Annotated in this window: 23 protein-coding genes; 10 read left to right on the top strand and 13 right to left on the bottom strand. The window is 38.4% G+C overall.

Translation table 11 applies throughout. The annotated features are described in order from the left end of the window. The first annotated feature begins 99 nt into the window (after positions 1-99). A complete protein-coding gene (locus AC1DDK_RS10165; protein WP_172659256.1) occupies positions 100-435 on the top strand; it encodes a hypothetical protein in 336 nt (111 codons plus the stop codon). Positions 436-512: 77 nt separating this feature from the next. Here AC1DDK_RS10165 and AC1DDK_RS10160 read toward each other — a convergent pair whose 3' ends face one another. Continuing rightward, positions 513-1,124 carry a hypothetical protein gene (locus AC1DDK_RS10160; protein WP_172659255.1) on the bottom strand — a complete coding sequence of 204 codons (612 nt, stop codon included), beginning with the start codon at positions 1,122-1,124 and terminating at the stop codon, positions 513-515. A 299-nt stretch (positions 1,125-1,423) separates the two neighbouring features. Between AC1DDK_RS10160 and AC1DDK_RS10155 the strand changes: the two genes are divergently transcribed. The 4 genes from AC1DDK_RS10155 to AC1DDK_RS10140 are packed head-to-tail and all read left to right on the top strand — an operon-like array spanning position 1,424 to position 6,850. Then, complete coding sequence (locus AC1DDK_RS10155; protein ID WP_337717116.1) at positions 1,424-4,822, top strand: ThuA domain-containing protein; 3,399 nt, start codon at positions 1,424-1,426, stop codon at positions 4,820-4,822. 7 nt (positions 4,823-4,829) lie between these two features. Next, complete coding sequence (locus AC1DDK_RS10150; protein ID WP_172659253.1) at positions 4,830-5,735, top strand: alpha/beta hydrolase; 906 nt, start codon at positions 4,830-4,832, stop codon at positions 5,733-5,735. Positions 5,736-5,773: 38 nt separating this feature from the next. Further along, complete coding sequence (locus AC1DDK_RS10145; RefSeq protein WP_288881456.1) at positions 5,774-6,334, top strand: thiamine pyrophosphokinase; 561 nt, start codon at positions 5,774-5,776, stop codon at positions 6,332-6,334. A gap of 18 nt (positions 6,335-6,352) precedes the next feature. After that, positions 6,353-6,850: a GNAT family N-acetyltransferase gene (locus tag AC1DDK_RS10140; RefSeq protein ID WP_172659251.1), complete on the top strand. Its 498-nt coding sequence runs from the start codon at positions 6,353-6,355 to the stop codon at positions 6,848-6,850. Positions 6,851-6,852: 2 nt separating this feature from the next. Here the strand turns inward: AC1DDK_RS10140 and AC1DDK_RS10135 are convergent, their stop codons facing one another. Together AC1DDK_RS10135 and AC1DDK_RS10130 are read right to left on the bottom strand one after the other, a co-directional pair. Beyond that, positions 6,853-8,166, bottom strand: a complete 1,314-nt coding sequence (locus tag AC1DDK_RS10135) for a M20/M25/M40 family metallo-hydrolase (RefSeq protein ID WP_172659250.1) — start codon at positions 8,164-8,166, stop codon at positions 6,853-6,855. Positions 8,167-8,171: 5 nt separating this feature from the next. Beyond that, positions 8,172-9,257 (bottom strand): DUF4407 domain-containing protein, encoded by a 1,086-nt coding sequence (locus tag AC1DDK_RS10130; RefSeq protein WP_172659249.1) that lies wholly within the window; start codon positions 9,255-9,257, stop codon positions 8,172-8,174. A 148-nt stretch (positions 9,258-9,405) separates the two neighbouring features. Between AC1DDK_RS10130 and AC1DDK_RS10125 the strand changes: the two genes are divergently transcribed. Both AC1DDK_RS10125 and AC1DDK_RS10120 read left to right on the top strand, forming a co-directional pair. Next, positions 9,406-9,723, top strand: coding sequence for a rhodanese-like domain-containing protein (locus AC1DDK_RS10125; protein ID WP_048908338.1), 318 nt, complete (start codon positions 9,406-9,408; stop codon positions 9,721-9,723). Positions 9,724-9,726: 3 nt separating this feature from the next. Next, positions 9,727-9,912 carry a DUF6358 family protein gene (locus tag AC1DDK_RS10120; RefSeq protein WP_048907957.1) on the top strand — a complete coding sequence of 62 codons (186 nt, stop codon included), beginning with the start codon at positions 9,727-9,729 and terminating at the stop codon, positions 9,910-9,912. Here AC1DDK_RS10120 and AC1DDK_RS10115 read toward each other — a convergent pair. Beyond that, positions 9,902-10,939, bottom strand: coding sequence for a dipeptide epimerase (locus AC1DDK_RS10115; RefSeq protein ID WP_337717118.1), 1,038 nt, complete (start codon positions 10,937-10,939; stop codon positions 9,902-9,904). The genes AC1DDK_RS10120 and AC1DDK_RS10115 overlap by 11 nt on opposite strands. An 88-nt stretch (positions 10,940-11,027) precedes the next feature. On the opposite strand from AC1DDK_RS10115, the gene AC1DDK_RS10110 reads away from it, so the two are divergent. After that, positions 11,028-11,996 (top strand): hypothetical protein, encoded by a 969-nt coding sequence (locus tag AC1DDK_RS10110; protein ID WP_337717120.1) that lies wholly within the window; start codon positions 11,028-11,030, stop codon positions 11,994-11,996. Here AC1DDK_RS10110 and AC1DDK_RS10105 read toward each other — a convergent pair. From AC1DDK_RS10105 to AC1DDK_RS10095, 3 genes are read right to left on the bottom strand one after another with little or no spacing between them, the layout of a single operon-like run. Beyond that, entirely contained in the window at positions 11,993-12,610 is a 618-nt protein-coding gene (locus AC1DDK_RS10105; protein ID WP_172659246.1) for a rhomboid family intramembrane serine protease, read from the bottom strand. The genes AC1DDK_RS10110 and AC1DDK_RS10105 overlap by 4 nt on opposite strands. A 2-nt stretch (positions 12,611-12,612) precedes the next feature. Continuing rightward, positions 12,613-14,313 (bottom strand): M14 family metallopeptidase, encoded by a 1,701-nt coding sequence (locus tag AC1DDK_RS10100; RefSeq protein WP_337717122.1) that lies wholly within the window; start codon positions 14,311-14,313, stop codon positions 12,613-12,615. A 60-nt stretch (positions 14,314-14,373) separates the two neighbouring features. Then, complete coding sequence (locus AC1DDK_RS10095; RefSeq protein WP_172659244.1) at positions 14,374-15,021, bottom strand: hypothetical protein; 648 nt, start codon at positions 15,019-15,021, stop codon at positions 14,374-14,376. 67 nt (positions 15,022-15,088) lie between these two features. Between AC1DDK_RS10095 and pepT the strand changes: the two genes are divergently transcribed. Further along, entirely contained in the window at positions 15,089-16,342 is a 1,254-nt protein-coding gene (gene pepT / locus AC1DDK_RS10090; RefSeq protein ID WP_288881517.1) for a peptidase T, read from the top strand. A gap of 1 nt (position 16,343) precedes the next feature. Here pepT and AC1DDK_RS10085 read toward each other — a convergent pair whose 3' ends face one another. From AC1DDK_RS10085 to AC1DDK_RS10065, 5 genes are read right to left on the bottom strand one after another with little or no spacing between them, the layout of a single operon-like run. Then, entirely contained in the window at positions 16,344-16,760 is a 417-nt protein-coding gene (locus tag AC1DDK_RS10085; protein ID WP_172659243.1) for a DUF6691 family protein, read from the bottom strand. A 10-nt stretch (positions 16,761-16,770) separates the two neighbouring features. Next, positions 16,771-17,328 carry a YeeE/YedE family protein gene (locus AC1DDK_RS10080; protein WP_288881478.1) on the bottom strand — a complete coding sequence of 186 codons (558 nt, stop codon included), beginning with the start codon at positions 17,326-17,328 and terminating at the stop codon, positions 16,771-16,773. 5 nt (positions 17,329-17,333) lie between these two features. Further along, positions 17,334-18,023, bottom strand: a complete 690-nt coding sequence (locus AC1DDK_RS10075; protein ID WP_288881481.1) for a class I SAM-dependent methyltransferase — start codon at positions 18,021-18,023, stop codon at positions 17,334-17,336. Positions 18,024-18,050: 27 nt separating this feature from the next. Continuing rightward, on the bottom strand, positions 18,051-19,448 hold the full coding sequence (locus tag AC1DDK_RS10070; protein ID WP_337717124.1) for an MBL fold metallo-hydrolase: 1,398 nt from the start codon (positions 19,446-19,448) through the stop codon (positions 18,051-18,053). Positions 19,449-19,458: 10 nt separating this feature from the next. Beyond that, positions 19,459-19,665 carry a YtxH domain-containing protein gene (locus AC1DDK_RS10065; protein WP_048907947.1) on the bottom strand — a complete coding sequence of 69 codons (207 nt, stop codon included), beginning with the start codon at positions 19,663-19,665 and terminating at the stop codon, positions 19,459-19,461. Positions 19,666-19,770: 105 nt separating this feature from the next. Here AC1DDK_RS10065 and AC1DDK_RS10060 point away from each other — a divergent pair, with 105 nt between their 5' ends. Further along, a complete protein-coding gene (locus AC1DDK_RS10060) occupies positions 19,771-20,121 on the top strand; it encodes a hypothetical protein (RefSeq protein ID WP_337717125.1) in 351 nt (116 codons plus the stop codon). On the opposite strand, the gene AC1DDK_RS10055 is transcribed toward AC1DDK_RS10060, so the two are convergent. After that, positions 20,105-22,591, bottom strand: coding sequence for an outer membrane beta-barrel protein (locus tag AC1DDK_RS10055; protein ID WP_337717127.1), 2,487 nt, complete (start codon positions 22,589-22,591; stop codon positions 20,105-20,107). The two genes, AC1DDK_RS10060 and AC1DDK_RS10055, sit on opposite strands and share 17 nt — an antisense overlap. Positions 22,592-22,593 lie beyond the last annotated feature (2 nt).

The raw sequence follows: 22,593 nt of genomic DNA, 5'->3' as shown, positions 1-22,593 counted from the left end.
TTTTTATTACAAGCCTTAAATTAGATAAAAAGCGTAAGATTATTAGCCCAAAAAATTGTCACCAGAATAGAAATGATGTAAATTGCGCAAAAATTAATTATGAGCCCAGTAAACGTTATTCCTGAATACAAGAATTTTAGTGAGTTTTATATTCAAGCGGTTCTTCCTTACAAAGAATTAAATCCAACTCATATTAGGTTAGATGGAAAAATGCTAGGGAATACAAGAAATTTTTCAGCTTATTTTTGGTATTTAGATAAAAAATGGAAAGTTGGCGCTGATACGCACATTGATCGACTGAAACTGGCTTTTGAAGCATGCAAAGCAAGTGACGAGCCATTCGTAGTAAAGTATACCAGGGATAAAAAGGGAGAATATTTAGAGATTAAGGGGCAACCGATAAGGGATAAGAAGTTCTATGTTTATAAAGCGTGAGAGAAGTAAGGATCATAAAAAAACCTTTAGATGAAGATCTAAAGGTTTTAAATTCATAACATCTTTTATCAGTCGAATTACTTTAATTCGTCAAGTTTTACGCTTTTCAAAAATGATTCTAATTCCTGAAGACTGTATCCTGTTCCATCCAAGCTTACAGAATACCTGTCTTTGTAAAGGAATTTGATAGATGAGCTAACTGAGCTTTCAGATTTGGTTTCCTCTGTTATAGAACGAATGCCATTAACGTCTACTGTTTTAGACACAGTTCCATTAGATTCTGATTCTCTGTCCATACTTAGTGTCATGGCCATTAAAGAAATAATAGCGCTTCCAGATTCTCCTGCGCCATCAATGATGCCAACTTTTACATATTTACTGTCGTCGCCATATTCAGCTTCAATAGTGCTCAAGCCACTTACAGCATAACCGCCAGCACTAAAGCTTTTTCTTTTCAACCCGTCGAGTGTTTCTGGTACTGCAGCTTTCAGCTGCTCATTGGTTAGGGGTGTTAGTTTTTTTAGTTCAGCGGTCATCTCCTCCATCTTATCTGCGGATTGAGCCACCTTATTCAGATTGCTGACTTTGTCGATAACACTGCCAGTCCCTGAATCACTTTCTTCTTTTTTTTGATTACCACAAGAGAGCATTAAAAATGCCATGCCTGCTAGTATAGATTTTTTCAGCATAGGATTATATTTAAATGTTTCCGAATGTAATAAATATATCAGAATTAGTATGTTAAATTCTGATGAATATTTTATCTAATTGTTTAGCTGACAGTATGTTTGTTTCCATATGTTCGCTTTATTAAGGTCTTTTTCATTATAATTGCTAAGTTTACTTCAAAATGAACTTTAATCCAAACCTAAACCAAGTGATTGTGAGTAGTTAAGCCCTAAATGCCTGTCAATATTCAAGGGCAAATTGTTTTGTGATCTTACTTTACTTTTTTTTTGGCCGGGAGCCACATTAACCCAATATTTTTATGCTTAAAACTAAATACTTTAAAATTTACCTTGCTGTATTCTCAACAGTTTGCACTTCTGTTGTATTTTATGCCTGCAAAACGGTAGTGCCTAAAACGCCTGCTACTCCGGCGTCTAGTGTTGCTAAACCAGCAAAACCTGCCCGTATCCTGGTGTTTTCAAAAACCAAGGGCTTTTATCATGCTTCTATTCCGGCTGGTATTGCTGCTCTACAAAAGCTTGGTAAAGAGAATAATTTTATTGTAGATACAACTAAGAATTCAGCTTATTTTGTTCAGGATAGTTTAAAAAACTACAGTGCTGTAATCTTTTTAAGCACCACTATGAATGTATTAAATGCCGATGAGCAGGTAGCTTTTGAAAGGTATATTCAATCTGGTGGTGGTTACGCCGGAGTTCATGCTGCGGCAGATACAGAATACGATTGGCCTTGGTATAATAAGCTTGTTGGAGCTTATTTTAAAAGCCATCCGGGTAATCCTAATGTGCGTAAGGCAACTATTGATGTGATTGACACGACCCATATATCGACTAAGAGCCTGCCAAAAAGATGGGACCGCACAGACGAATGGTATAACTATAAAAGCATACAAGACGATATAAAGGTGCTGGCTAAATTAGATGAAGATAGCTACGAAGGCGGAGAAAACGGAGAGAACCATCCTATTGCCTGGTACCATGAATTCGATGGCGGCCGCGCTTTTTATACAGGCGGCGGACATACCGACGAAAGCTTTAGCGAACCATTATTTTTAACTCACCTCCTTGGGGGTATTAAGTATGCCATTGGTACCAACGTTGCATTGGATTATTCAAAAGCATACGCAGTTAAAAAGCCAGAGGATAATCGTTTTACTAAAACCGTTTTATCTAATGATTTAAATGAGCCTATGGAATTATCTGTAGCTCCGGATGGTAGGGTGTTTTTTATTGAGCGCGCCGGTAATTTTTACGTATACAATCCTGCCGATGGTAAAACTACATTGGTTTACAACTTTCCTGTGAAGGCTGTTGATAAATACCTAAATGGTTTGTTGGGGATGACTATTGATCCGGACTTTGCAACAAATAACTATTTGTATTTCTTTTATACTGCCTCTGCAGGTGATAAATACAAACAGCATATTTCTCGCTTTAAAATTAGTAAGGAAAATGAGCTTGATCTTAAATCTGAGCAGGTGATTATAGAGGTCCCAATTGATCTTGAAGTAAGTGCTCATACAGGTGGTTCTTTAGCCTGGGATAAGTACAAGAATCTATATATTTCAACCGGGGATAATACTGTGCCTTTTGAATCTGATGGTTTTGCTCCTATTGATAGAAGAGATAATCGTTTAACATTTGATGCAGAAAGATCGGCAGGAAATACAAACGACTTGCGCGGCAAGATCCTGCGGATTCATCCTGAGGCAGATGGAAGTTATACCATTCCTGAAGGGAATTTATTTGCTAAAGGAACACCAAAAACACGTCCGGAAATTTATGTAATGGGTTGTCGTAACCCTTATAGAATGTCTGTAGATCCTGAAACTTCTATCGTGTATTGGGGAGAAGTTGGACCGGATTCTGGTACTGATGGTTTACAGGGGCCACGTGGATACGATGAATTTAATCAGGCAAAAAAAGCTGGAAATTATGGCTGGCCATATTTTGTTGGTGATAATAAGGCTTATAAAGAGTATGATTTTGCGACCAAAAAAGTAGGAGATTTCTTTGATGTAAACGGTCCTGCAAACAATTCCCCATATAGTACCGGCGCTCAAATATTGCCACCGGCTCAAAAAGCGATGGTGTGGTATCCTTATAACAGATCAGAAGAATTCCCTGCTTTGGGACAAGGCGGAAGATGTGCTATGGGCGGACCTGTATATCATTATAATGCAGCGCTTAAATCCGATACTAAGTTCCCTGAGTATTATGATAAAGCACTTTTTATGTACGATTGGATGAGAAACTGGGTGTTTGCAGTGCGTCTGGATGAGAATCAAAACTATGTACGCATGGAGCCTTTTATGGAAACTAATGGCGATTTTAGACGCCCTATTGATATAGAGGTTGGGCCAGAAGGATCATTTTATATGTTGGAATATGGATCTGTATACGGGATAGATAATGTTGATGCGCGTTTGGTTCGTATTGATTACAATGGTGGAAACCGTGCTCCGTTTGCTAAAATTGAAACCAAAGATACTATTGGAATTGCTCCATACAAAGTTGCTTTTACCTCGAAGAGCTATGATAATGACGATGATGATAAACTGTCGTACGAGTGGAGCTTTGAAGGAAACAAGATCGCATCAACAGAACAAAATGTTAACTATACATTTCAAAAAAACGGCATATACAACGCTATTTTAAAAGTAACTGATGCAGCGGGTAAAAGCGGGTTGGATACGGTTGTGATTAAGGTAGGTAATACGATGCCTCAGGTAGCCATAAATACAACAAGTAATAGTTCTTTCTTTTTCCCTAAGGCAACTAATTTTAATTATAAAGTTGATGTAAAGGATAATGAAGATAAGGTGATAGATGCAAAAAAGGTAAAGGTGAACCTTGATTTTATTGCAAAGGTAGAAAGCAATCAGGCGCTGGTAGGTCATCAGGAGATTACACCTACATATAATTTTGGTAAATCTTTAGTTGCTAAAAGCGACTGTAAAGCTTGCCATCAGATAAATGGTAAATCAGTGGGTCCTTCGTTTATGCAGGTTGCACAACGTTATACCGGTAACAAAGATGCAGTAAGTCGTTTGGCTAAGAAGATCATTGTTGGAGGTGGCGGTGTTTGGGGAGAACATGCAATGAGTGCACACCCTCAGATTTCTAATGATGATGCAACTGAGATTGTTAAATATATTTTAAGCTTAAATGCCAAAAAAACTAATGCTGCGTTGCCACAACAAGGAGCCGTTGCTTTAAAACAGCATTTAGCTAATAAGGATCAGGGTAGGTACATTTTCTCTGCGTCGTATACTGACAAGGGCGGGGCGATAACTCCTTTAACAAAAAAAGAGACGATTGTGTTGCGTCCGGCAAAAGTACAGGCAGAAGATGCAGATGTTTTTAATAACGTAGATAAAAATGACAGGTATGTTGGTAGCATCCATAACAAGTCTTATATCGTGTTTAAAAATATTGACCTTAGGAACATTAATAAACTTACCTATTATTATGCTTCGGCAAATCATAGTGGAACTATAGAGGTGCATATCGATTCTCCAAAAGGAGAAATAATTAGTACGGCTAATTTTACCTCAACAGGTAAGTGGGAAAAGTACACTGAATTAAGCACGTCTATAAAAAACCCGGGGGGTAAACATGATCTTTATTTTGTGTTTTTAAAGAATACCCCACCAAATAGAGATTTGATAAGTATAGATTGGATCAATTTCGAATAAATACCTCATGGCAAAGTATATTGTATTTTTATCGCTGATGTTTTTGGTTCCGTATTGTAATGCGCAACAGGTGATCCCATTATATTCAGGTAAAATACCAAATGCCAAGCCTATATCAAATCAAGAGCAGAGGATCGGTAATCCAGACGTAGATAGTCTTACTTCTAACGTGTCTGTTCCTACTCTTTCTGTTTATTTGCCCCCAAAGGGTTTGGCAAATGGAACTTCTGTTATCATTTGTCCTGGCGGAGGATATCATGTGCTACTTACAAAAAGAGAAGGCAGCGATGCAGCCAGAGCATTTGCGAAAATGGGGGTAACGGCTTTTGTATTAAAGTATAGGCTGCCGAACGATAAGATAATGTTGGACAAGTCTATCGGGCCTCTGCAGGATGCCCAACAGGCAATTAAGATAGTGAGACAGAGGGCTAAAGAATGGAACATTGACCCCAAAAAGATAGGTATTCTGGGGTTTTCTGCCGGAGGCCATCTTGCCGCAACTGCGGGAACACATTTTAATAAACCAGTTATTGAAAATCGAGAAGGAATTAGCGTTAGGCCAAATTTTATGCTGCTTATAAATCCGGTGATCTCTTTTACCGACAAGATTGGTCATATTGGATCCAGAGATAATCTTCTTGGCCCCTCTCCAACAGAAGAAAAGATAAAACTTTACTCCAATGAGTTGCAGGTAACAGAAGAAACGCCGCCAACGATTTTAATTCATTCGGATGCTGATCAGGTTGTACCTGTAGCCAATAGTGTTGAGTTTTACAGAGCGCTTAAAGAAAACAAGGTATCTGGAGAATTGCATATTTACGCAAAAGGAGAGCATGGGTTTTTAACTGCTCCTTCTTTTGATGAATGGTTTGGGCGATGCATTTTCTGGATGAAAAGCATGTCTTTGATCTGATACTAAAATAAAAAAGAATATTAGGATATATTTGCTGTATGTCATCACATCATATCATTCGGGAAAAACAAGAGCCGGCACTATATATCCACTATTTAGGGGACTTTAATGAAGAATATTTAGGTCAGCTGCTGGAATGGAGCCCAACTTTAATCGTTAGCGCTGCGGTTTATGAAAAGGCCATCAGTCTTGGATTAAAGGTGGATATTGTGGTCAATTCAAATGACCAGGATTTTCAGGAAAATACAAAAGTAATTCATGCTAAATCTGAGGAATTAGATGCTGTTTTAGATTATTTGATTGCTGAAAAATACCCTGCAGTAAATGTTATTGATTCAAAAAGCGACTTAAGGGAACTGGGAAGTTATATTGATGCGATAAACATTGTGGTATTTACTGAAACTGAAAAATCATACGCTATTAAATCGGGATTTAAAGTATGGAAACCCAAAGACAGCATTTTTAATATTGAAGTTGTCTCTTATTTTGAAACAAGTAATTTAAAGCAAACAGAAAATAATACTTTTGAGGTAATAAATGATGGATTTGTGGAGTTCATATTCAACGTACCATATCTGTTTATTAGTGAGGTATTGTAATTAGATAAAGAAGCTTTTATGATAATTTTAAGGAAAGCAAAAGAAGAGGATATTGCCACTATTCAGGATCTGGCAGATAGGACATGGCGAATTACGTATGCCGAATATCTTTCAACCGAACAGATTGATTATATGTTAGAGAAAATGTATAACCGGGGAGAATTGCTTTCGCAATTGGAGAAGGGGCATACATTTTTGATAGCTGAGGAAGATAATGAAGACCTGGGTTTTGCAGGGTTTTCGGTTATAGAGCCTGAAAGCCATGCTTATAAACTACATAAGTTATATGTTTTGCCCCAAACGCACGGAAGGGGTGTAGGTAAGCTATTGATAAACGAAGTTTTTAACCTGGTAAAAAGGGCGGGCGGTAAATCACTTCAGTTAAATGTTAATAAGAACAATAAGGCCAAAGACTTTTATGAAAGAGCAGGTTTTATAATAAAAGAAACCGTTGTCCTGGATATCGGAAACGGTTTCGTTATGGACGATTACGTCATGGAGAAACCCATCATATAGACCTAGTTATTTTCCAGTTTAGGAATTCTTGTTGGCGTATCAATACCTTTTATAATGCTTATTGCGCTTTTGGCAATACCTTTAATGGTCGACAATATATTGTCTGAATCAAGGGTACTGTATTCGTCTTTTACGGTGTGATAAAACTTATCGGTATCTATTTGATCTGTGCTTATCGTATGTGCCGGAACGCCAAGAGCAGCTAATGTAGCATTGTCGCTTCTATAGAATAGATTTTGTTGTGGGTAAGGATCAGGGTGAAAAGTAAATTCTGTTCCTTTCAAGTTTTTCTGTAAGATCTGGCCAAAATCTGATTTATCATAGCCTGTTATAAAGGCTGTGTTTTTACCAAATTTACTGTCTTTACCAATCATTTCTATATTAAACATGGCTACAACATCGTCCGGATTTAATTTTTCCGAGAAATGCCTGGCACCAAAACCTCCAATTTCTTCTGCTGTAAAGGCTACAAATATTAGGGTGCGCTCATTATTGTTTAACTTCTTGTAATACTTGGCTAAAGCAATCATTGCTGTTGTGCCTGATGCATCATCATCTGCACCGTTTGCAATGCTGTCTTGTCCATCAGCTTTAATTATACCAAGGTGATCATAATGTCCTGAAAAGATGACCAATTCTTTGGCTTTTGATTTTCCGGGAATCATCCCTGCAACATTGAATAAAGGCATTTTTGCAAAAGAGTTTTTCAAGTCTACTTTAAAATCGCTTGCTACAGTGTCCTTATCAAGGACAAAAACAAGAGCAGTTGACTTGGCATTTAAATCTTTTTCGTCCAATATGCTTCCTTTGTCAAAGTATCCTTTGATTCTGTTAAAGGCATCTGCAAATTTTGCATCAACCAATATCAACTGTTTCTTGCCGCTTCTGCTAATTGGTCTGAACTGATCCATAAAAGGCTTAGAGGGATCAAGTTTTATCCATCCATCGCTGTTGGTGTTGTCAAAAGTTAGGTTTTCTGAGGTATTCCCAAATACCAGGATGTTTGCCGGATCAATGTTTGCGCCATCAATTGTAACAGAGGTGGCCTCAGGTTTCAATTGATATTTGAAGAAGGATTGGCGATAACCATTTTCTCCTTCAAGCGGTTTTAGCCCAATACTTTTGAACTCAGATTCTATAAAAGTTGCAGCTTTGTCTATGCCTGGTGTAAATGTACCCCTGCCTTGCATGTCATCACTGCTAAGGGTTTTGATCAGTCTGTCGACATAATCTTTTGTAATTATTTTATTGATGTCCTGTGCATTTGCCTGTTGTGCAATTAGAAGCACAAAAAAGAAGTAAAGAGCTTTTCTCATATATGTTAGTTAGAATTCAATGCGTTTTTTCTTCTGTTTATCTCTGTTGAAACACGTGTGTCATGAACGCCATCGATAACAGTTATCTCATAGTCTTTGTCTTTATCAGATTCGTACATCTGGACAGTTTCTATATTTTCTACAGATCTGTCATATGGTCCTCTGCTGCTCATCAATTTAACAAAAACAGGTAAGCATTCAAAGAAAATAAATAACAAGCCAATAAACGTTATCGCGAGTGAAGTATTTACATCTTTTTTACCGTTGGGGCTGATACTTAACTGACCTAAGGCAGAGTTCCTGTCGGCAAAGCCTGCAATACTGGTTAAGCTATCCAGTTGTTTGCTGGTATATAGTTTCTCACTCATCAGGCCATCAAACTGCTTTCGGTTATCTACAAAATCTTCGAGTTTTCTAACTCCTGCCGATAGGGTGTCCAAGTCTTGTTCGCGCTGCTTCAATTCTGCTTCTTTTCTTTTGGCGTATGGGCCATAGCCCATAATTCCGGAAGTTTCGGTTGTTTTGTTTCCAAAAATTTCGAAGTTTAGCTTTTGTCTGTCTGTCTTTATCGCACTCTCCATAGAGTCGCGCTGAGCCTTGGTTTCTTTGAGTTTAGCGAGTTCAATTTTATACTTATTGCCAAAGGCAATGTTTAACGTATCGATTTTAGAACGCTGATTGTTTAGATAAGTGACCTTTAAACGTTCCTTGATCTCTTTGTCGAATATTTTTAATTCCAGTGGACGGGATATGACAATCCCGATCATGATGGCTAATAAAATACGTGGGGTGGCCTGTAATAGCTGTTTGCCAGTGGAAGCACTTTTATTAATGCTGGAGACTATATAGCGATCCATATTAAAAATAGCGAGCCCCCAGATTAAGCCAAAAAGAAAGGCAAAAGGGAGTGCTGTTGAATCTCCTTTAAAAACAAAATACATGGCATAACCACCAGAAAGTGCGGCAAACAATCCGGTAAAGAAAATGGTGGCTCCGATGCCCACATATTTATTGTGCTCCGTAGGATGCTTTTCCAGGGTAGCAATATGTACTCCTGAACAAAACCAAAAGAAACGAAATATTGAATTCATGATGTTAAAGCCAAAGTTAGCAAAGACTTACTATTAAACGCCCGACATACTTAGTTGTTACAGTTATTCACTTTTTTGTAATGTTTCCTGCCACAATTATGGATACTTGCGTAACTTTATCTAAGTTTGAAAAAATCGAAATAATATGATTAAGGAAATAACGGTTGAGGAGCTTAAAGCAAAGATTGATAATAACGAAGATTTTCAATTGATCGATGTTAGGGAGCCATTTGAGTATGAAACATCAAACCTTAACGGATTGAATATCCCTTTGGGAGGTATTTTAATTGAAGCAGATAAAGTTGCTACTGATAAACCAGTAATTATGCAATGCAGAAGTGGCAAAAGAAGTGCTGCGGCTGTAATGCAGTTAGAGCAACAACTTGGTCTAACCAATTTGTATAACCTTAAGGGAGGCATTCTGGCATGGCAAGAGGCGTTTGATCCTGATATGCCTGTTTACTAGGATATGGGTAAGAAAATCGCTTTAAACGTTTTTTATAACCTGGGAGTTATCCTGTCGGGTTATGGGATATTTTGGGCTTTTAAAAATGAGAAATATCTATTCGTAGCTCTTTTTGTAGTTACTGCTGGGTTTTTTCTATACCAAAAGCTTCAGCTCATAAAAGAGATGAGAAGTAACCTTAAGAAGTAATAAAAAGATCTTCAGGAATACCTTCCAGGCCGAGACCTGGGAGGTATTTTAATAAATATTTTCCAACCTCCATTTCCGGAGCTTTAAAAGGGTTGTTTTTGGTTAGCCAGGGGCCATCCAGATCCGCCCAGTCGCATAAAGGAGCAAGGGCAATTCCTGCCTGCGTGGCGCAGGATGTTTCGCTCATGCAGCCAATCAGAATTTTCATTCCAAAAGAACGCGCCTTCAGAATCATTTGATGAGCCTCATACATGCCGGCACTTTTCATCAGTTTTATGTTTATGCCATGATAAGCACCTTTTAGTGCATCCAGGTCGGGTAAGCGCTGTACGGCTTCGTCGGCTAGAATTGGGATAGGACTTCTACCCGTTAGCCAGGCATTCCCATCCATGTTGGTTTTATCCATTGGCTGTTCTATCAGCAAAGCCCCCTTGTCGTGCAGCCAATAAATCATATCTATCGCTTCGGCTTTGTCGTTCCAGCCCTGATTAGCATCGATATATAGAGGCAAGTCACTTACGCTTCTTATGGTATTGATAAGTTCTTTGTCGTTGTCTCTGCCTAGTTTTATTTTTAGCACTTTAAAATCTTTGGCATCTGCAACTTTTTCTCTTAAAACGTTTGGTGTATCTATGCCAATGGTATAAGAGGTTAGCGGCATTTTTAGCGGATCCGAACCGTAGACCTCATAACATGGTTTGTTTAAAATCTTACCATTTATGTCATTCAAGGCAATATCTATAGCTGCTTTTATCGCAGGGTGACCACTTTCAATGTCATCAAGATATTCCATTATTTCCCTGAAATCAAAAGGATAGGTGAACCTTTTCCAATCGACCTTGTTTAAAAAGGCAATTGCACTTTCTAAACTTTCGCCCATATAAGGAACCATTGATGCTTCGCCATATCCATCAATTCCTTCGTACGTAAGCTTTATCAGCATAACCGGAGTGCTTGTTCTTGAGAATTTAGCAATAGAAAATGGATGTTTTAATTCCAGTTGATATGGTTTGGCGTTTACCTGCATGAGCTAAAAAAGCTTTAAGTAATATCAAAGTTAAAAAAATAGGAGCTGCTGCTAATGTAAAAATAATATGCCTAATATTGCGCCTTGTATGAATAGCACAATATATCAACCGTTCAAAAACTTCGATTTTAAGTATAAAAACTGTTTTCTTAGTGGAGATACATTTTCTACGCCTATAACTGAGATTGGTATTTTGCCTGAGTGGCTTTTAAAAGTGGCCAACTTTAGCGGAGATGAGCAGATTAAGCTACTTGATGAGAGTGTTCGTTCATACAATAGTTTAAAAGTTCCGTGCAATACGGAAGTATTAACTCATTTTATTGAGCCCCTGGAAGAAAAGATCCATAATGCTTTTTTAAAGGGATACGAAGCCGTCTCTAAGCTTGAAGAGGTTGAACTGTTCAGGTGGATCGGTAAGTTCATGTATAGCCTTATTTATGTAGAAATGCATGCGGCCGTTCGCCAGCAACAATTAAGTGCGGATGGCGTAAATATGTCGCAGGGACTGATGCATAAATTTGGAAATCTGCATACCATGATTCAGGGAATTTATACTGATGTGGTGTTTGAAGATTTTACACCCTGGTCTATTGTTGTAGTTCCATTAGAACAGCATGATACCACCTTTAGTTTTAGGGATGAAATCAATACGATGACTTTTTCCTTGAAATTGAAGGACTTTGGTATTATTGCCTGCCTGCAGGATAATGGAACGAATAAAAAATACCATCAGGAATTGCTGGATCAGATTGGAAACGCAGCATTATCGCCGCAGCAATTTGAAGAGCTTTGTGCCAGGTTTTTTTATTCGGCTTATTTGTTTAACCGATTACCGGAATATGCAATATTGCCGGTTGAGGGGTCTATTTATATTGATGCGATGCCTCTAAGAGGAACGTTGAATAAAGCTCTTTTTGATCATTGGCAACATAAAACCTACGCACAGGTATTACAGGATTTCTGGAAGCCATGGGATCATACACTTTTCGAAATCATTAAAGACCCGACAAATCCCATCAGCTATTTTAATCCGCCTAGCTTACCGGCCACTACTTAACCTATTTTGGCAAGTATCTGACCTAAGAAGTGAGGGATTGCTCCCGGAACAATTAGCACAGTAACAATTAAACCTGCAAGTGCACCAAAAAAATGCGCATCATGGTTTATGTTGTCTCTGGATTGTCTGGACGCATAAACGCAGTATAAAAGGTACAAGGGGCCAAATATGATAGCCCATATTGGAATAGGCAGGGGAAATATGATCATAGAAGAAAACGGCTGAAATAGAATGTAGCTAAACAGTACAGCGCTTATTGCTCCTGATGCGCCCAAACTATTGTACCACATGTCGTTTTTATGCTTTATAACAGAGGGTATGTCACTTAAAATTAGACCCATAAAATAGACTACACCAAATTGCCATGAACCGATCATTGCCTCGAGTTGAAAAGCGAAGAAAAAGAAGGTCATCATATTAAAAATCAAGTGCATCCAATCGGCATGAATCAATCCGCTTGTTACAAGGGTGTAAACCTTATGCTTGCGCGACACACTATATGGGTGTAACATAAACTTACCGAATAACCCGGGGTCATTAAATGCGTATATACTTGTTATAATAGTAAAAACAAAAATTATTGAGGCTACTGGTGTATGCTGAAGGTATTCCATTTTTATTTAAGGATTAATTTAGTGTCGTTTACCAGACGGGCAATGGGGTATCGGGAGTGGGTTTTTTCGTAATAATCAGAATTTTTATAGACAAAGTCAAGCTGTGCCGCAGCATTTTTACTTAAACTGCTGTCTTTAGCCTTTTGAGCCTCAAGTTTTTTCTTTAGCTCAGGATTTTTCTTTAAAAGTTCTGCAGCAGTATCCTCAAAAACGTAAGCGCTAAAATGCTCTTTCATTCCTAGTATTGCATCAAAGAAATTCCAGTTGAAGAAGGAATCCATTGCTTGTGGTTCGAGTGTTTCAATGATATATCTGTTAACGGACTGGTTTGTATAAACCACATAGTCGCCATCGTAAAACTGCAAAGTCTGTTTTACAGGATTCACCTTTACGTTAGAATGCAGGTAGTGCCCTTCAAACGGACTGTTTACTGTTTTGTAGTCCGTGATGTAATACGATTCAATATCGATTTGAGTATCTTTCTGCAGCTGCTGTACTTTTACGTTGTTAAGCTTTAACAGGTCAATTATTTTATCCCAGGCCTTTGGGATAATGTATGCTACCGGTTTTGTAATGGTAACAGCTGGCTGATAAGTATTCCAGTACTTGATGGTTGTGGTATAAGGCTCATTTCTGTCGTAATACAGGCGATCTAGCCCGCTTACCTCGCTTGGTTTTTTCTTTGCCGTATACCCCATAAACTCCAGATCTTCTGCCAGATTTTCATTAAGCTTCCATTCTATAGGAAAGGTTGTTTGTTTTGCAATCTCTTCATCAGCTTTTCGCTTATTCTCTCCAATTACTTTTGCATCGCGAACTACTATGTCGATATAGATCTGCAAAAGGCGATATGTTGCATCAACCCTTTTATCATAATCTTTCAGCATATGGGTTTCAGGCATAAAGCCGATTGTATTGTGCAGTGTTGTGTATCCGGTAGAATACCTTGCCGATTCTAAAAAACCTGTGATTCCCGCATCTGGTGTCTCTTCAACAGAATTTACATATGGGATCATCTCATAACCAGCTTTTTTCATTCCTTCATATAGAGATGGTAACATGGTTTTAGTCATGTATCCAGATAAGATAGGATTTAACTTGTCTTTGTGGGTTGGAATAAGTGTCATTACATATTGGTAGTCTGCACCATTACTCGTGTGCGTATCTACGAATATTTCTGGTTGCCAGATATTAAAGATTTCCTGAAAGGAATGGGAGTTCTTAGAATCTGTTTTTATGAAATCTCTGTTCAGATCGTAATTTTTACTATTTCCCCTAAAGCCATAAGCCACAGGGCCATTCTGGTTTGCCCTGGATGTACCTGTTCGGTTAAAGCTACCATCTATATTGTAAACAGGAATGATGCAGATTACAACGTCTTTAGGCAATAAGTCCCCTTTTAATAAATCTCTGGCCAGCATCATGCTGGCATCTATACCTTCGGGCTCTCCGGGGTGTATGCCATTGTTTATTAGTAAAATACGCTTGTTGCTTTTTCTTATGGCAATAGGATCAAATATTTTGTCTTTTGATAAAACCAAAAGGTGCAGGGGTTTGCCAAAGTCAGTGTTCCCATAGGTAAATAACTTAGCCTGTTCGTATGTCTTATCTAACTGTTCATAGTGCTTAATGGCTTCATAATAAGTTGCTGTTTCTTTTTTGTCGCTTAATTCGTATGGCGTTAATTGTGCTGATGTATCCATTGCTATTAATAAAAGTAAGATGATGAGATAGGGCTTCATTAGCGTTGGGAAAATGCCGGGTTAATACAGTGTTTTTGTGGAAAGTCCCATTGGTCCAAATTGATACCTGATGCCGATAGAAAAATAAGTGTAGATGTCTGTATGGGAAGTTTCTTCTCTTCCATCTAAACCTCCATCAAGGCTAATGGTGCTTTGATAGTTTGCATTGATCCCATATCTATAATAACCGGCTTTATTAGGAAAGTAATAAGTGTATCCAATATTAAGAGGAATGATGATGTCTTTTGTTTTCGGGGTTTCGGCACCGCTTATGTTATTTAATATGCCTCCTAAACCAGCGCCCATATATAACCCTTTTATAGTGTTAGAAAAACCATTTCTTTTATAATCAATTAAAGCACCCAGGTAGAGTTTTGCATTAATTGTTAATGATTTGTAAGCGTTAACAAATTGTGGCGTCTCAAAGGCAGGATCTCTGCTTTCACCTTTAATCCGACCTATCTGTCCTTCTCCGCCGAGACTAATGAAAGGGGTAAAAAAGAATTCGCCAACACCGTAAATAGACTTTCCAAACTTATACTTTTCATAGTCTGTAAACGATTGGGTAAGCCCGCCGCCGCCGCCCAGGCTAAGTTTGTAAAAGTTAGATTGCGCTGTAGCGGTTAAACAAAGTAAAAGAGCCAGGATTGAGGTAAATATTGCTTTCAAAGTTTCTTCTTTAAGTTTCGAACCTATTTAGTAATCTTATATATAACTTTGTTTTTTCTATATGAATATGCTAAAATATCAAAATAATAACAAAACACTTCAAGGTAGGTTCACAAAGTACGTCCAAATTGATACACAATCAGACCCATTATCTGAAACCACGCCATCAACAGCCAAACAAAAGGATCTGGGAAAGGTTCTTGTTGAAGAACTTTTGGAAATGGGAATTACAGACGCACATCTTGACGATTTTGGCTATGTGTACGCGACCATACCTGCTACTACAGAAAAAGAGGTTCCTGTAATTTGTTTCTGTTCGCACATGGATACTTCTCCTGATTGCAGCGGTAAAAATGTGAAACCCATTATTCATTCCAATTATCAAGGACAGGACCTGGTACTTCCTGATGATGAATCAATCATTTTGAAAATGGAAGAACATCCAGATTTAAAAGACCAGATAGGGAATGATATTATTACCGCAAGCGGAACAACACTTCTTGGAGCAGATAACAAAGCCGGACTTGCCGAGATCATGGAGGCAGCATCCTTTTTAATATCGCATCCTGAAATTAAACACGGAAAAATCAGGATCCTGTTTACACCTGATGAAGAGATTGGCCGCGGGGTAGATAAAGCAGATTTGAAAAAGCTTGGTGCTGATTTTGCATATACGATTGATGGCGAAACTTTAGGCTCAATAGAAGATGAAACATTTTCTGCTGATGGAGCTGTATTAACCATAAACGGTGTGAGTACGCATCCAGGCTTTGCTAAAGGGAAAATGGAAAGCGCAATAAAGATCTTGTCTGATGTAATTAGTGCATTGCCTGCAGATTGTCTTTCTCCTGAGTCGACAGAGCTTAAAGAAGGGTTTATCCATCCTGTTACTTTTGGAGGAAGTGTAGAGCAGGCCGAAGCCCGCTTTATTCTTCGTGCTTTTAATGATGAAGAATTAAGTGCTAATGGCGAATTATTGGATGCTACAGTTCAGAATATTATTGAAGATTTTCCAAACTCTACCTATGAGTTAAAAATAACTCCTCAGTACCGTAATATGAAACAAGTATTGGATCAATACCCTCAGGTAATCGAATGCGGCATTGAAGCGATTAAAAGAGCAGGAATTATGCCTAAGCAGCAAAGTATCAGAGGCGGTACTGATGGTTCACGTCTTTCATTTATGGGTTTACCTTGTCCTAATATTTTTGCCGGAGAGCATGCTTTTCATGGTAAACAAGAGTGGGCATCGGTACAAGACATGGAAAAAGCAGTTCAAACCATTGTAAATATTGCCTCCATTTGGGAAGAAAAAGCTTAGGCTAATGGGGTAAACGGTGTCTTAATAATCCGTAAACAAATGTGCCCAATAGCGAACCAATTATTACTACTATCATAACCAGGTAGCCTTGTCCGAGCAGCACAAAAACTGGCCCCGGACAAGCGCCTGTAAGTGCCCATCCCAATCCAAAAATGGTGCCGCCAAATAAATATCGGCGCCATGATTTTTCCTTATCTGTAAATGAAATTGGGTTTCCTTCAACATCACGGGATTTCAATTTTTTCATTAGCCAAACCGCAATTACACCTGTAATTACGGCGGTGCCCATAATGCCAAACATATGGAATGATTGGAATCGGAACATTTCCTGAATGCGATACCAGGATATGGCTTCTGATTTACTCATAATAATGCCAAACAGTGTGCCGGCAAGAATATATTTAACTGATTTGATCATGAGTTAATGATTAAAATAGAAGTGGGAAAATTAAATGTGTCATTACCAGGCCACCAATAAAGAAGCCAATAACCGCAATAAGAGAAGGAATTTGCAGGTTAGACAAACCGCTAATGGCGTGGCCTGATGTACAACCGCCTGCATAACGTGTTCCAAAACCAATTAAAAAACCTCCTCCAAGAAAAATCAGCAGCCCTTTCCCTGTTGCCAGAAAATCCCAGTTAAATAATTGCGAAGGCACAATGTTTCCGTCGAACTGAATGTTAAGTTTTTGAAGGTCCTGAATAGTTGTCTCCGATAAATTTAAAGGAACATCTGATTGAAGCCAGTTCGCAGAAATGAAACCGCCAATTACGGAGCCAATCAGAAAAAGTAAGTTCCATCTTTGTGCTTTCCAGTCAAAATTAAAAAAACTTACCCATTTGCCTGCTCCCAGTATGCTGCACATGGTTCGCAGATTTGATGAAAAGCCAAAAGATTTTCCAAAAAAAATCAGAATTACCATTATAAAACTGATGGCCAGGCCTGATGTATACCATGGCCAGGGTTGTTTAATAAGTTCAAGCATAGTGTTTATTTGCTTAATGTTAACCGTGCTAAATATTGATCGTGATCGTCTTCAAAAACTATTTCGGCATCCCAGCCAGATTGCTGAGCAATGTCTTTAAGCGTTTTTTGGTCTACATAAACCCATTTAAACCAATTGCCTTTAATGCTTTTATATTCGTACCTGAAACTTACCTCTCCATAATACCCGTTAAGAGGAAAGGGTATTTCCTGATAGAGATAAGATAGGTCGGAACTATCAAATACCAATTGCCCGCCAGGATTTAAGAGACCCTTCACGTGCTTTAAAAAAGCCTTTAGCCCTGCAATTGATCCTGTAAGGCCAATGCCATTCATCATAAAGAGGAGCGTGTCGTAAGTATCTTCTTTATAGGTAAGGATGTTTCCTTCGATGGCCTGTTTTAACCCTCGTTGTTTCATAATGGTAACCGCAGGACCAGAAATGTCCATTCCGGTTACATTTAACCCGCGTTTTTGCAAAATGAGCGCATGACTACCCACGCCAGCACCAACATCAAGTACTTTTCCATTGCACAATGCTAAAGCCTTAAGCTCCAGTTCCGGCATTTCCTCTTCCCCTCTAAAGTAAACATCTACCGGCATTTCTTCCGGCTCATCATAAGAGTTATGTACCCATAAAGTTTCAGCGGGTGGTTTTGTAAATTGATCTTTTAAAGCTTCACCGAAAACATCCATAAAGGCAAAGATAAAAACCTTTGCCTGTTATAATTGAAACTCCTGATGATATTCGGGAATGTTTACATTTTTAAACCCATTGTTGATGATGCGCTGCGCAAATTTTTGTTGGACTTCATATTCTCCATGTACAAGAAATAGCTGCTTAACTTTTGAGGGGTCTTGCACCGATAAAAATTGCAATAGATCTTCGTAATCACCATGTGCACTCATGGATTTTATAGAGCGGACCTCGGCTTGTACGTCATATTCCTGCCCAAATAGCCAAACTCTTTTTTGCCCGGCAATTAACCTGCCGGCTAAGGAATTAGCCGTTGCATAACCGACCATTAAAATGGTGTTTTTCCGATCGGTGATGCTGTTTCTGATGTGATGTCTAACCCTACCGCCCTCTGCCATTCCGGATGAGGATATAATTACGCAAGGGCGATCATCACTATTCAGCGCTTTGGATTCTTCAACGCTCTCTATAAATTTTAAACCTCTGAAATCGAAGATATCATGGTCTACTTTGAAAACCTCTTTAACACCATTGTTGTATACTTCCGGGTGGTCTTTTAATACCTGAGTCGCTTCAAATGAAAGAGGGCTGTCTACATAATAGCGGACATCGGGCAATTGGTTTTTAAGCTCCAGTCCATTTAGTGCATAAAGTAGTTCCTGAGTACGACCTACACTAAAAGCCGGTATAATTACTTTCCCTTTTTTGATCTCGCATGTATTCTTAATAATCTGCAATAACATATTCTCTATGGGCTCCAGATCAACATGCAGGGAATCGCCATAGGTAGATTCCATGATGATATAATCGGCCTGAGGAAATGTTTGCGGACTTTTTAACAGTAAATCCCCATAACGGCCAACGTCTCCACTAAAAGTGATATGCGTTACCTTTCCATCTTCAGTTATTTTTAGATGGACCGCTGCACTGCCAACAATGTGTCCTGCATCGGTAAACCGTAGGGTTATGTTAGGGTCTATTTCAAAATCCTGATCGTAGGAAACCGTTTTAAACAAACTAAGCGTTTTGTTAACATCCTTGTCTGTGTACAGCGGCATTTCCTGATCTTCTACACGCTTAATTTTCCTGTTTGCATATTCTGCATCCTGCATTTGTATTTTGGCCGAATCCAATAGTAAGATCCTGGCCAGATCACGCGTTGCAGGAGTACAATATATAGGCCCATTAAAACCTTCAGAAACCAACTTAGGCAGCAATCCGCAATGGTCTATGTGCGCATGAGATAAGATCATGTAAGTAACCTTTGCAGGATCAAATCCGAAGGACTCATTTAAGCCCTCTGTGATGTCGCCCATGCCCTGAAAAAGGCCGCAGTCCAATAAAATTTGAGTCTCGTTATTTAAGGTAATAAGGTGTTTACTACCAGTTACAGCGCGTGCTGCACCATGAAAAGCAATCTTCATTCAGAATATATTACGCTCTTACTTTTGCAATGGTATCTTTCACTTTATCTGAAACATCTGCAAGCTTGTCTTTAGAAGAATCTAATAAATCGCAGAACCAATCGGTTACTTTGCCTTTCATTTCACCATCTTTATCTGATGATAGTATTACTGCTATTGCTGTGCCAAGAGCTACTCCTGCCAATATACCTGCAATTATTTTAGTTTCTTTCTTCATAATGATATTCGTTTATGAAAGTTAAACAAAAATAAGGCCGAATGGTTCTCTTGTTTTACATTTTTCTTAATGCAGTCCCTGCAATTGAATCAGTATCTTTAACAGATGTTAAAGTCCATATCCTATATAAATATTGCGTTAGCTATTGTATACTTTTTGTTCTATTTGCTAAACAGCACATCTTATGCGATGATTGGCATTTTCACGGTAATTGCTTTTAGTGGCCTGACCGTCAGAAATGCGGAGAAAGACATAAAACCTACAACAATATATTTTATTCTTGGATTGCCTGTGTTGGTGTTTGCTGGTTTTTTGGCAATATGGACCTACAATGTAATCGTGGCTTCATTTGAACATAATTATTTTGGGAATAGCTGGCTATATATTGCCATTAGTGCTTGTTTAATTGCAGGGATAATAATTCAAAGTATATTATTGCTTATCCACCGCCCTTAACTCTATTCTGAATGTCCTCGCTACCTGTTTTGCGGTCTTTTTTACTAATGTCTTGATTACCGAAACGGTAAGAAAGAGATAACATTATCCTACGACTATCAGGCCTTTTATTGGTATACATGTCTATGTTCTGATATTTTGTTTGCTCCCTGTATCTGTTAGATTGGAAAATGTCATTTACCATAAACTTAATGTTTCCCTTATCTTTCAATATGTTTTTTTGTACACCAGTTGATATTGCATAGCTTCCTTTGTAGGTTGATATACCATAAACTGAACCAGAGTAATAAAATCCACTTAATTCCATCGTGTAGCCCTTGCCGGCTTTAAATGAGTTTTGAGAGTTGAAACTAAAGCTCGTTGTATTGTTGTTAAACGTATTGTTCTGCACATTTCCTTTATACTCGTTACGAAAAATGTTTGCGAAATGTGTTCCATTCCACCATTCAATAAATGTGGTAGAAGCGGTGAAGCTAATGCCATAGTTAATGAGCCTGTTTAAGTTTTGAGGAGATTCAAAAGTGGTATTTAATGAATCTATCTGGCCGCTTAGCCAGGTAATCACATCGGTAGTTTGGTTGTAGTTTATCGCGGTAGTATATTTCCCCTTAAAGCTATGGCTCAATTGAAATGTATTGATCAGTTCTGGTTTTAAAAAGGGGTTTCCCTGATAAAAAAGCAGCGGATCTCTGAACACTCTGAACGGATTGAGGTCCCCATAATCTGGTCTTTCTATTCTTCTGCTATAAGCAGCCTGAATTTGATGATTACCGCCAATAGGCTTGTTTATAAATACACTTGGAAACAGTTGAAAGTAGCTGCGGATCAATAAAGAATCAGTAGTTATTTGATGGCCCTGTGTTCTCGTATATTCGCCTCTTAAACCTGCTTGTACACTAAAGCCTTTAAATTCTTTATTAATGTTGAAATATCCTGCATGTATCTGTTCTTTATACTTGAAATGATTGCTGCCATTACTGTCGTACTCCCAGTTGCCATTGTTTAGTACATCGTATCGGAGGTTATTGTCGGATTGTATGATGCTGCTTTTTAGTCCGCTTTCTAATTTTATTGTTTTGGTGAGGGGATCTGCGTAATCTATTTTAGCAAGATATACATCTGTTACGGCAGGGATATATCCTCGTCTGTTTGTGGTTATTCCGGCTTGTCCATCCGTTGATGGAAGTGTTGTTGTCTTTAAATTTAGATTAGAAGTAAAGCTATTACTCGCAAAATCAGCATCGGCTGAGAATGTCCTGCCTTCTTTTTTAAATTTATGAAGGTAGTTAACATTGTATGTTAAGTTTTTCCAGTTCTGCTGGTCGTAATTGGTTGTAGCCATACGACTAATTATTGTCCCATCACCAGAAATTAGCCTGTTTCCAGTCTTGCTATCATGTGTGTATTTCCCAACATTACCATTTATAAGCAACCCGATTGTATTGGAACTGTCAAGCTCGTAATCAAGCCCAAGCCTGAAGTTATTTGTATGTAGTGGCTCATCGGTTTCTGTATCCTGATAAGAAGCCCGGCTTGCGATACCTCCTGCATTGCCGTTATCATAAAAGCGTCTAACAAAATCCAGGTATTCTGTTTCGCCACGATAACCGTAATCATAGCTGCCATAAACATTTACCTTGTCGTTTCTGTAGTTTAAACTTAGTGCACTGCCATAGCGTGCATTCCTGCTAGCCCCTCCGTTTAAAGAGACTGACCCATTTAAACCGGTTTTCATATTTTTCTTCATCTGGATATTGATGATACCACCATTTCCGGCCGCGTCATATTTAGCAGATGGATTGCTCATGATTTCTATTTTTGAAATAGAAGAAGAATTAGTTCCTTTTAATAAGGTGCTTAACTCTTTTGGAGAGAGATAAGTTGATTTTCCATTGATCATCACTAACACACCAGAACGGCCTTTTAACGAAATCTGGCCATCTTCACCAACTTTAACACCGGGAGCCCTTTCAAGAAGTTCTAACGCCGTATTGCCTTCAGATAAGATGCTGTTTTCTACATTAATTACTGTTTTATCTATTGTCTGTTCTACTAACTTTTTCTGTGCCGAGATCACTACTGCATTTAGTAATTTGCTGTCCTCCTTTAATTTTAAAAGGCCAAGGTCCAGTATTCTGTTTTCTACGGATATAACAAATGATTGAGTAGTGAGCGGATGATAGCTTACCCCGGTAACCTTTACAAGGTATTTTCCATCAGGGACAGCCGAAAATGTGAATTTTCCAGTTGAGTCACTTAATGCTCCTTTTACCATTTTTCCATCTTCGTAGAGCAAGCCTACAGAAACATATTCTATAGGTATGCCCTGGGGATCAACTACCTTGCCCGATATATTGCCTTTGGTTTGTGCATAGCAAGGGAGTTGAAAAGCGATAAATGCCATTTGCAAAATAAAGGGTAATAGGAATCCTGTAGAAAGCTTTGGGCCTCCTGTACTATATGTTTTCATAG

This window comes from Pedobacter sp. 05T44, assembly GCF_056395985.1.
Note: the sequence above shows the minus strand (reverse complement) of the source record. Positions and strands in the feature narration are given on the sequence as shown.

Coding starts and splice junctions, on each gene's coding strand:
- AC1DDK_RS10160 (WP_172659255.1), bottom strand. CDS start 1,124: ATGCTGAAAAAATCTATACTAGCAGGCATGGCATTTTTAATGCTCTCT.
- AC1DDK_RS10060 (WP_337717125.1), top strand. CDS start 19,771: ATGTTAAAGTCCATATCCTATATAAATATTGCGTTAGCTATTGTATAC.
- AC1DDK_RS10105 (WP_172659246.1), bottom strand. CDS start 12,610: ATGGAATACCTTCAGCATACACCAGTAGCCTCAATAATTTTTGTTTTT.
- AC1DDK_RS10130 (WP_172659249.1), bottom strand. CDS start 9,257: ATGAATTCAATATTTCGTTTCTTTTGGTTTTGTTCAGGAGTACATATT.
- AC1DDK_RS10085 (WP_172659243.1), bottom strand. CDS start 16,760: ATGATCAAATCAGTTAAATATATTCTTGCCGGCACACTGTTTGGCATT.
- AC1DDK_RS10145 (WP_288881456.1), top strand. CDS start 5,774: ATGTCATCACATCATATCATTCGGGAAAAACAAGAGCCGGCACTATAT.
- AC1DDK_RS10165 (WP_172659256.1), top strand. CDS start 100: ATGAGCCCAGTAAACGTTATTCCTGAATACAAGAATTTTAGTGAGTTT.
- AC1DDK_RS10135 (WP_172659250.1), bottom strand. CDS start 8,166: ATGAGAAAAGCTCTTTACTTCTTTTTTGTGCTTCTAATTGCACAACAG.
- AC1DDK_RS10080 (WP_288881478.1), bottom strand. CDS start 17,328: ATGCTTGAACTTATTAAACAACCCTGGCCATGGTATACATCAGGCCTG.
- pepT (WP_288881517.1), top strand. CDS start 15,089: ATGCTAAAATATCAAAATAATAACAAAACACTTCAAGGTAGGTTCACA.
- AC1DDK_RS10150 (WP_172659253.1), top strand. CDS start 4,830: ATGGCAAAGTATATTGTATTTTTATCGCTGATGTTTTTGGTTCCGTAT.
- AC1DDK_RS10140 (WP_172659251.1), top strand. CDS start 6,353: ATGATAATTTTAAGGAAAGCAAAAGAAGAGGATATTGCCACTATTCAG.
- AC1DDK_RS10055 (WP_337717127.1), bottom strand. CDS start 22,591: ATGAAAACATATAGTACAGGAGGCCCAAAGCTTTCTACAGGATTCCTA.
- AC1DDK_RS10065 (WP_048907947.1), bottom strand. CDS start 19,665: ATGAAGAAAGAAACTAAAATAATTGCAGGTATATTGGCAGGAGTAGCT.
- AC1DDK_RS10075 (WP_288881481.1), bottom strand. CDS start 18,023: ATGGATGTTTTCGGTGAAGCTTTAAAAGATCAATTTACAAAACCACCC.
- AC1DDK_RS10115 (WP_337717118.1), bottom strand. CDS start 10,939: ATGCAGGTAAACGCCAAACCATATCAACTGGAATTAAAACATCCATTT.
- AC1DDK_RS10120 (WP_048907957.1), top strand. CDS start 9,727: ATGGGTAAGAAAATCGCTTTAAACGTTTTTTATAACCTGGGAGTTATC.
- AC1DDK_RS10070 (WP_337717124.1), bottom strand. CDS start 19,448: ATGAAGATTGCTTTTCATGGTGCAGCACGCGCTGTAACTGGTAGTAAA.
- AC1DDK_RS10110 (WP_337717120.1), top strand. CDS start 11,028: ATGAATAGCACAATATATCAACCGTTCAAAAACTTCGATTTTAAGTAT.
- AC1DDK_RS10100 (WP_337717122.1), bottom strand. CDS start 14,313: ATGGATACATCAGCACAATTAACGCCATACGAATTAAGCGACAAAAAA.
- AC1DDK_RS10155 (WP_337717116.1), top strand. CDS start 1,424: ATGCTTAAAACTAAATACTTTAAAATTTACCTTGCTGTATTCTCAACA.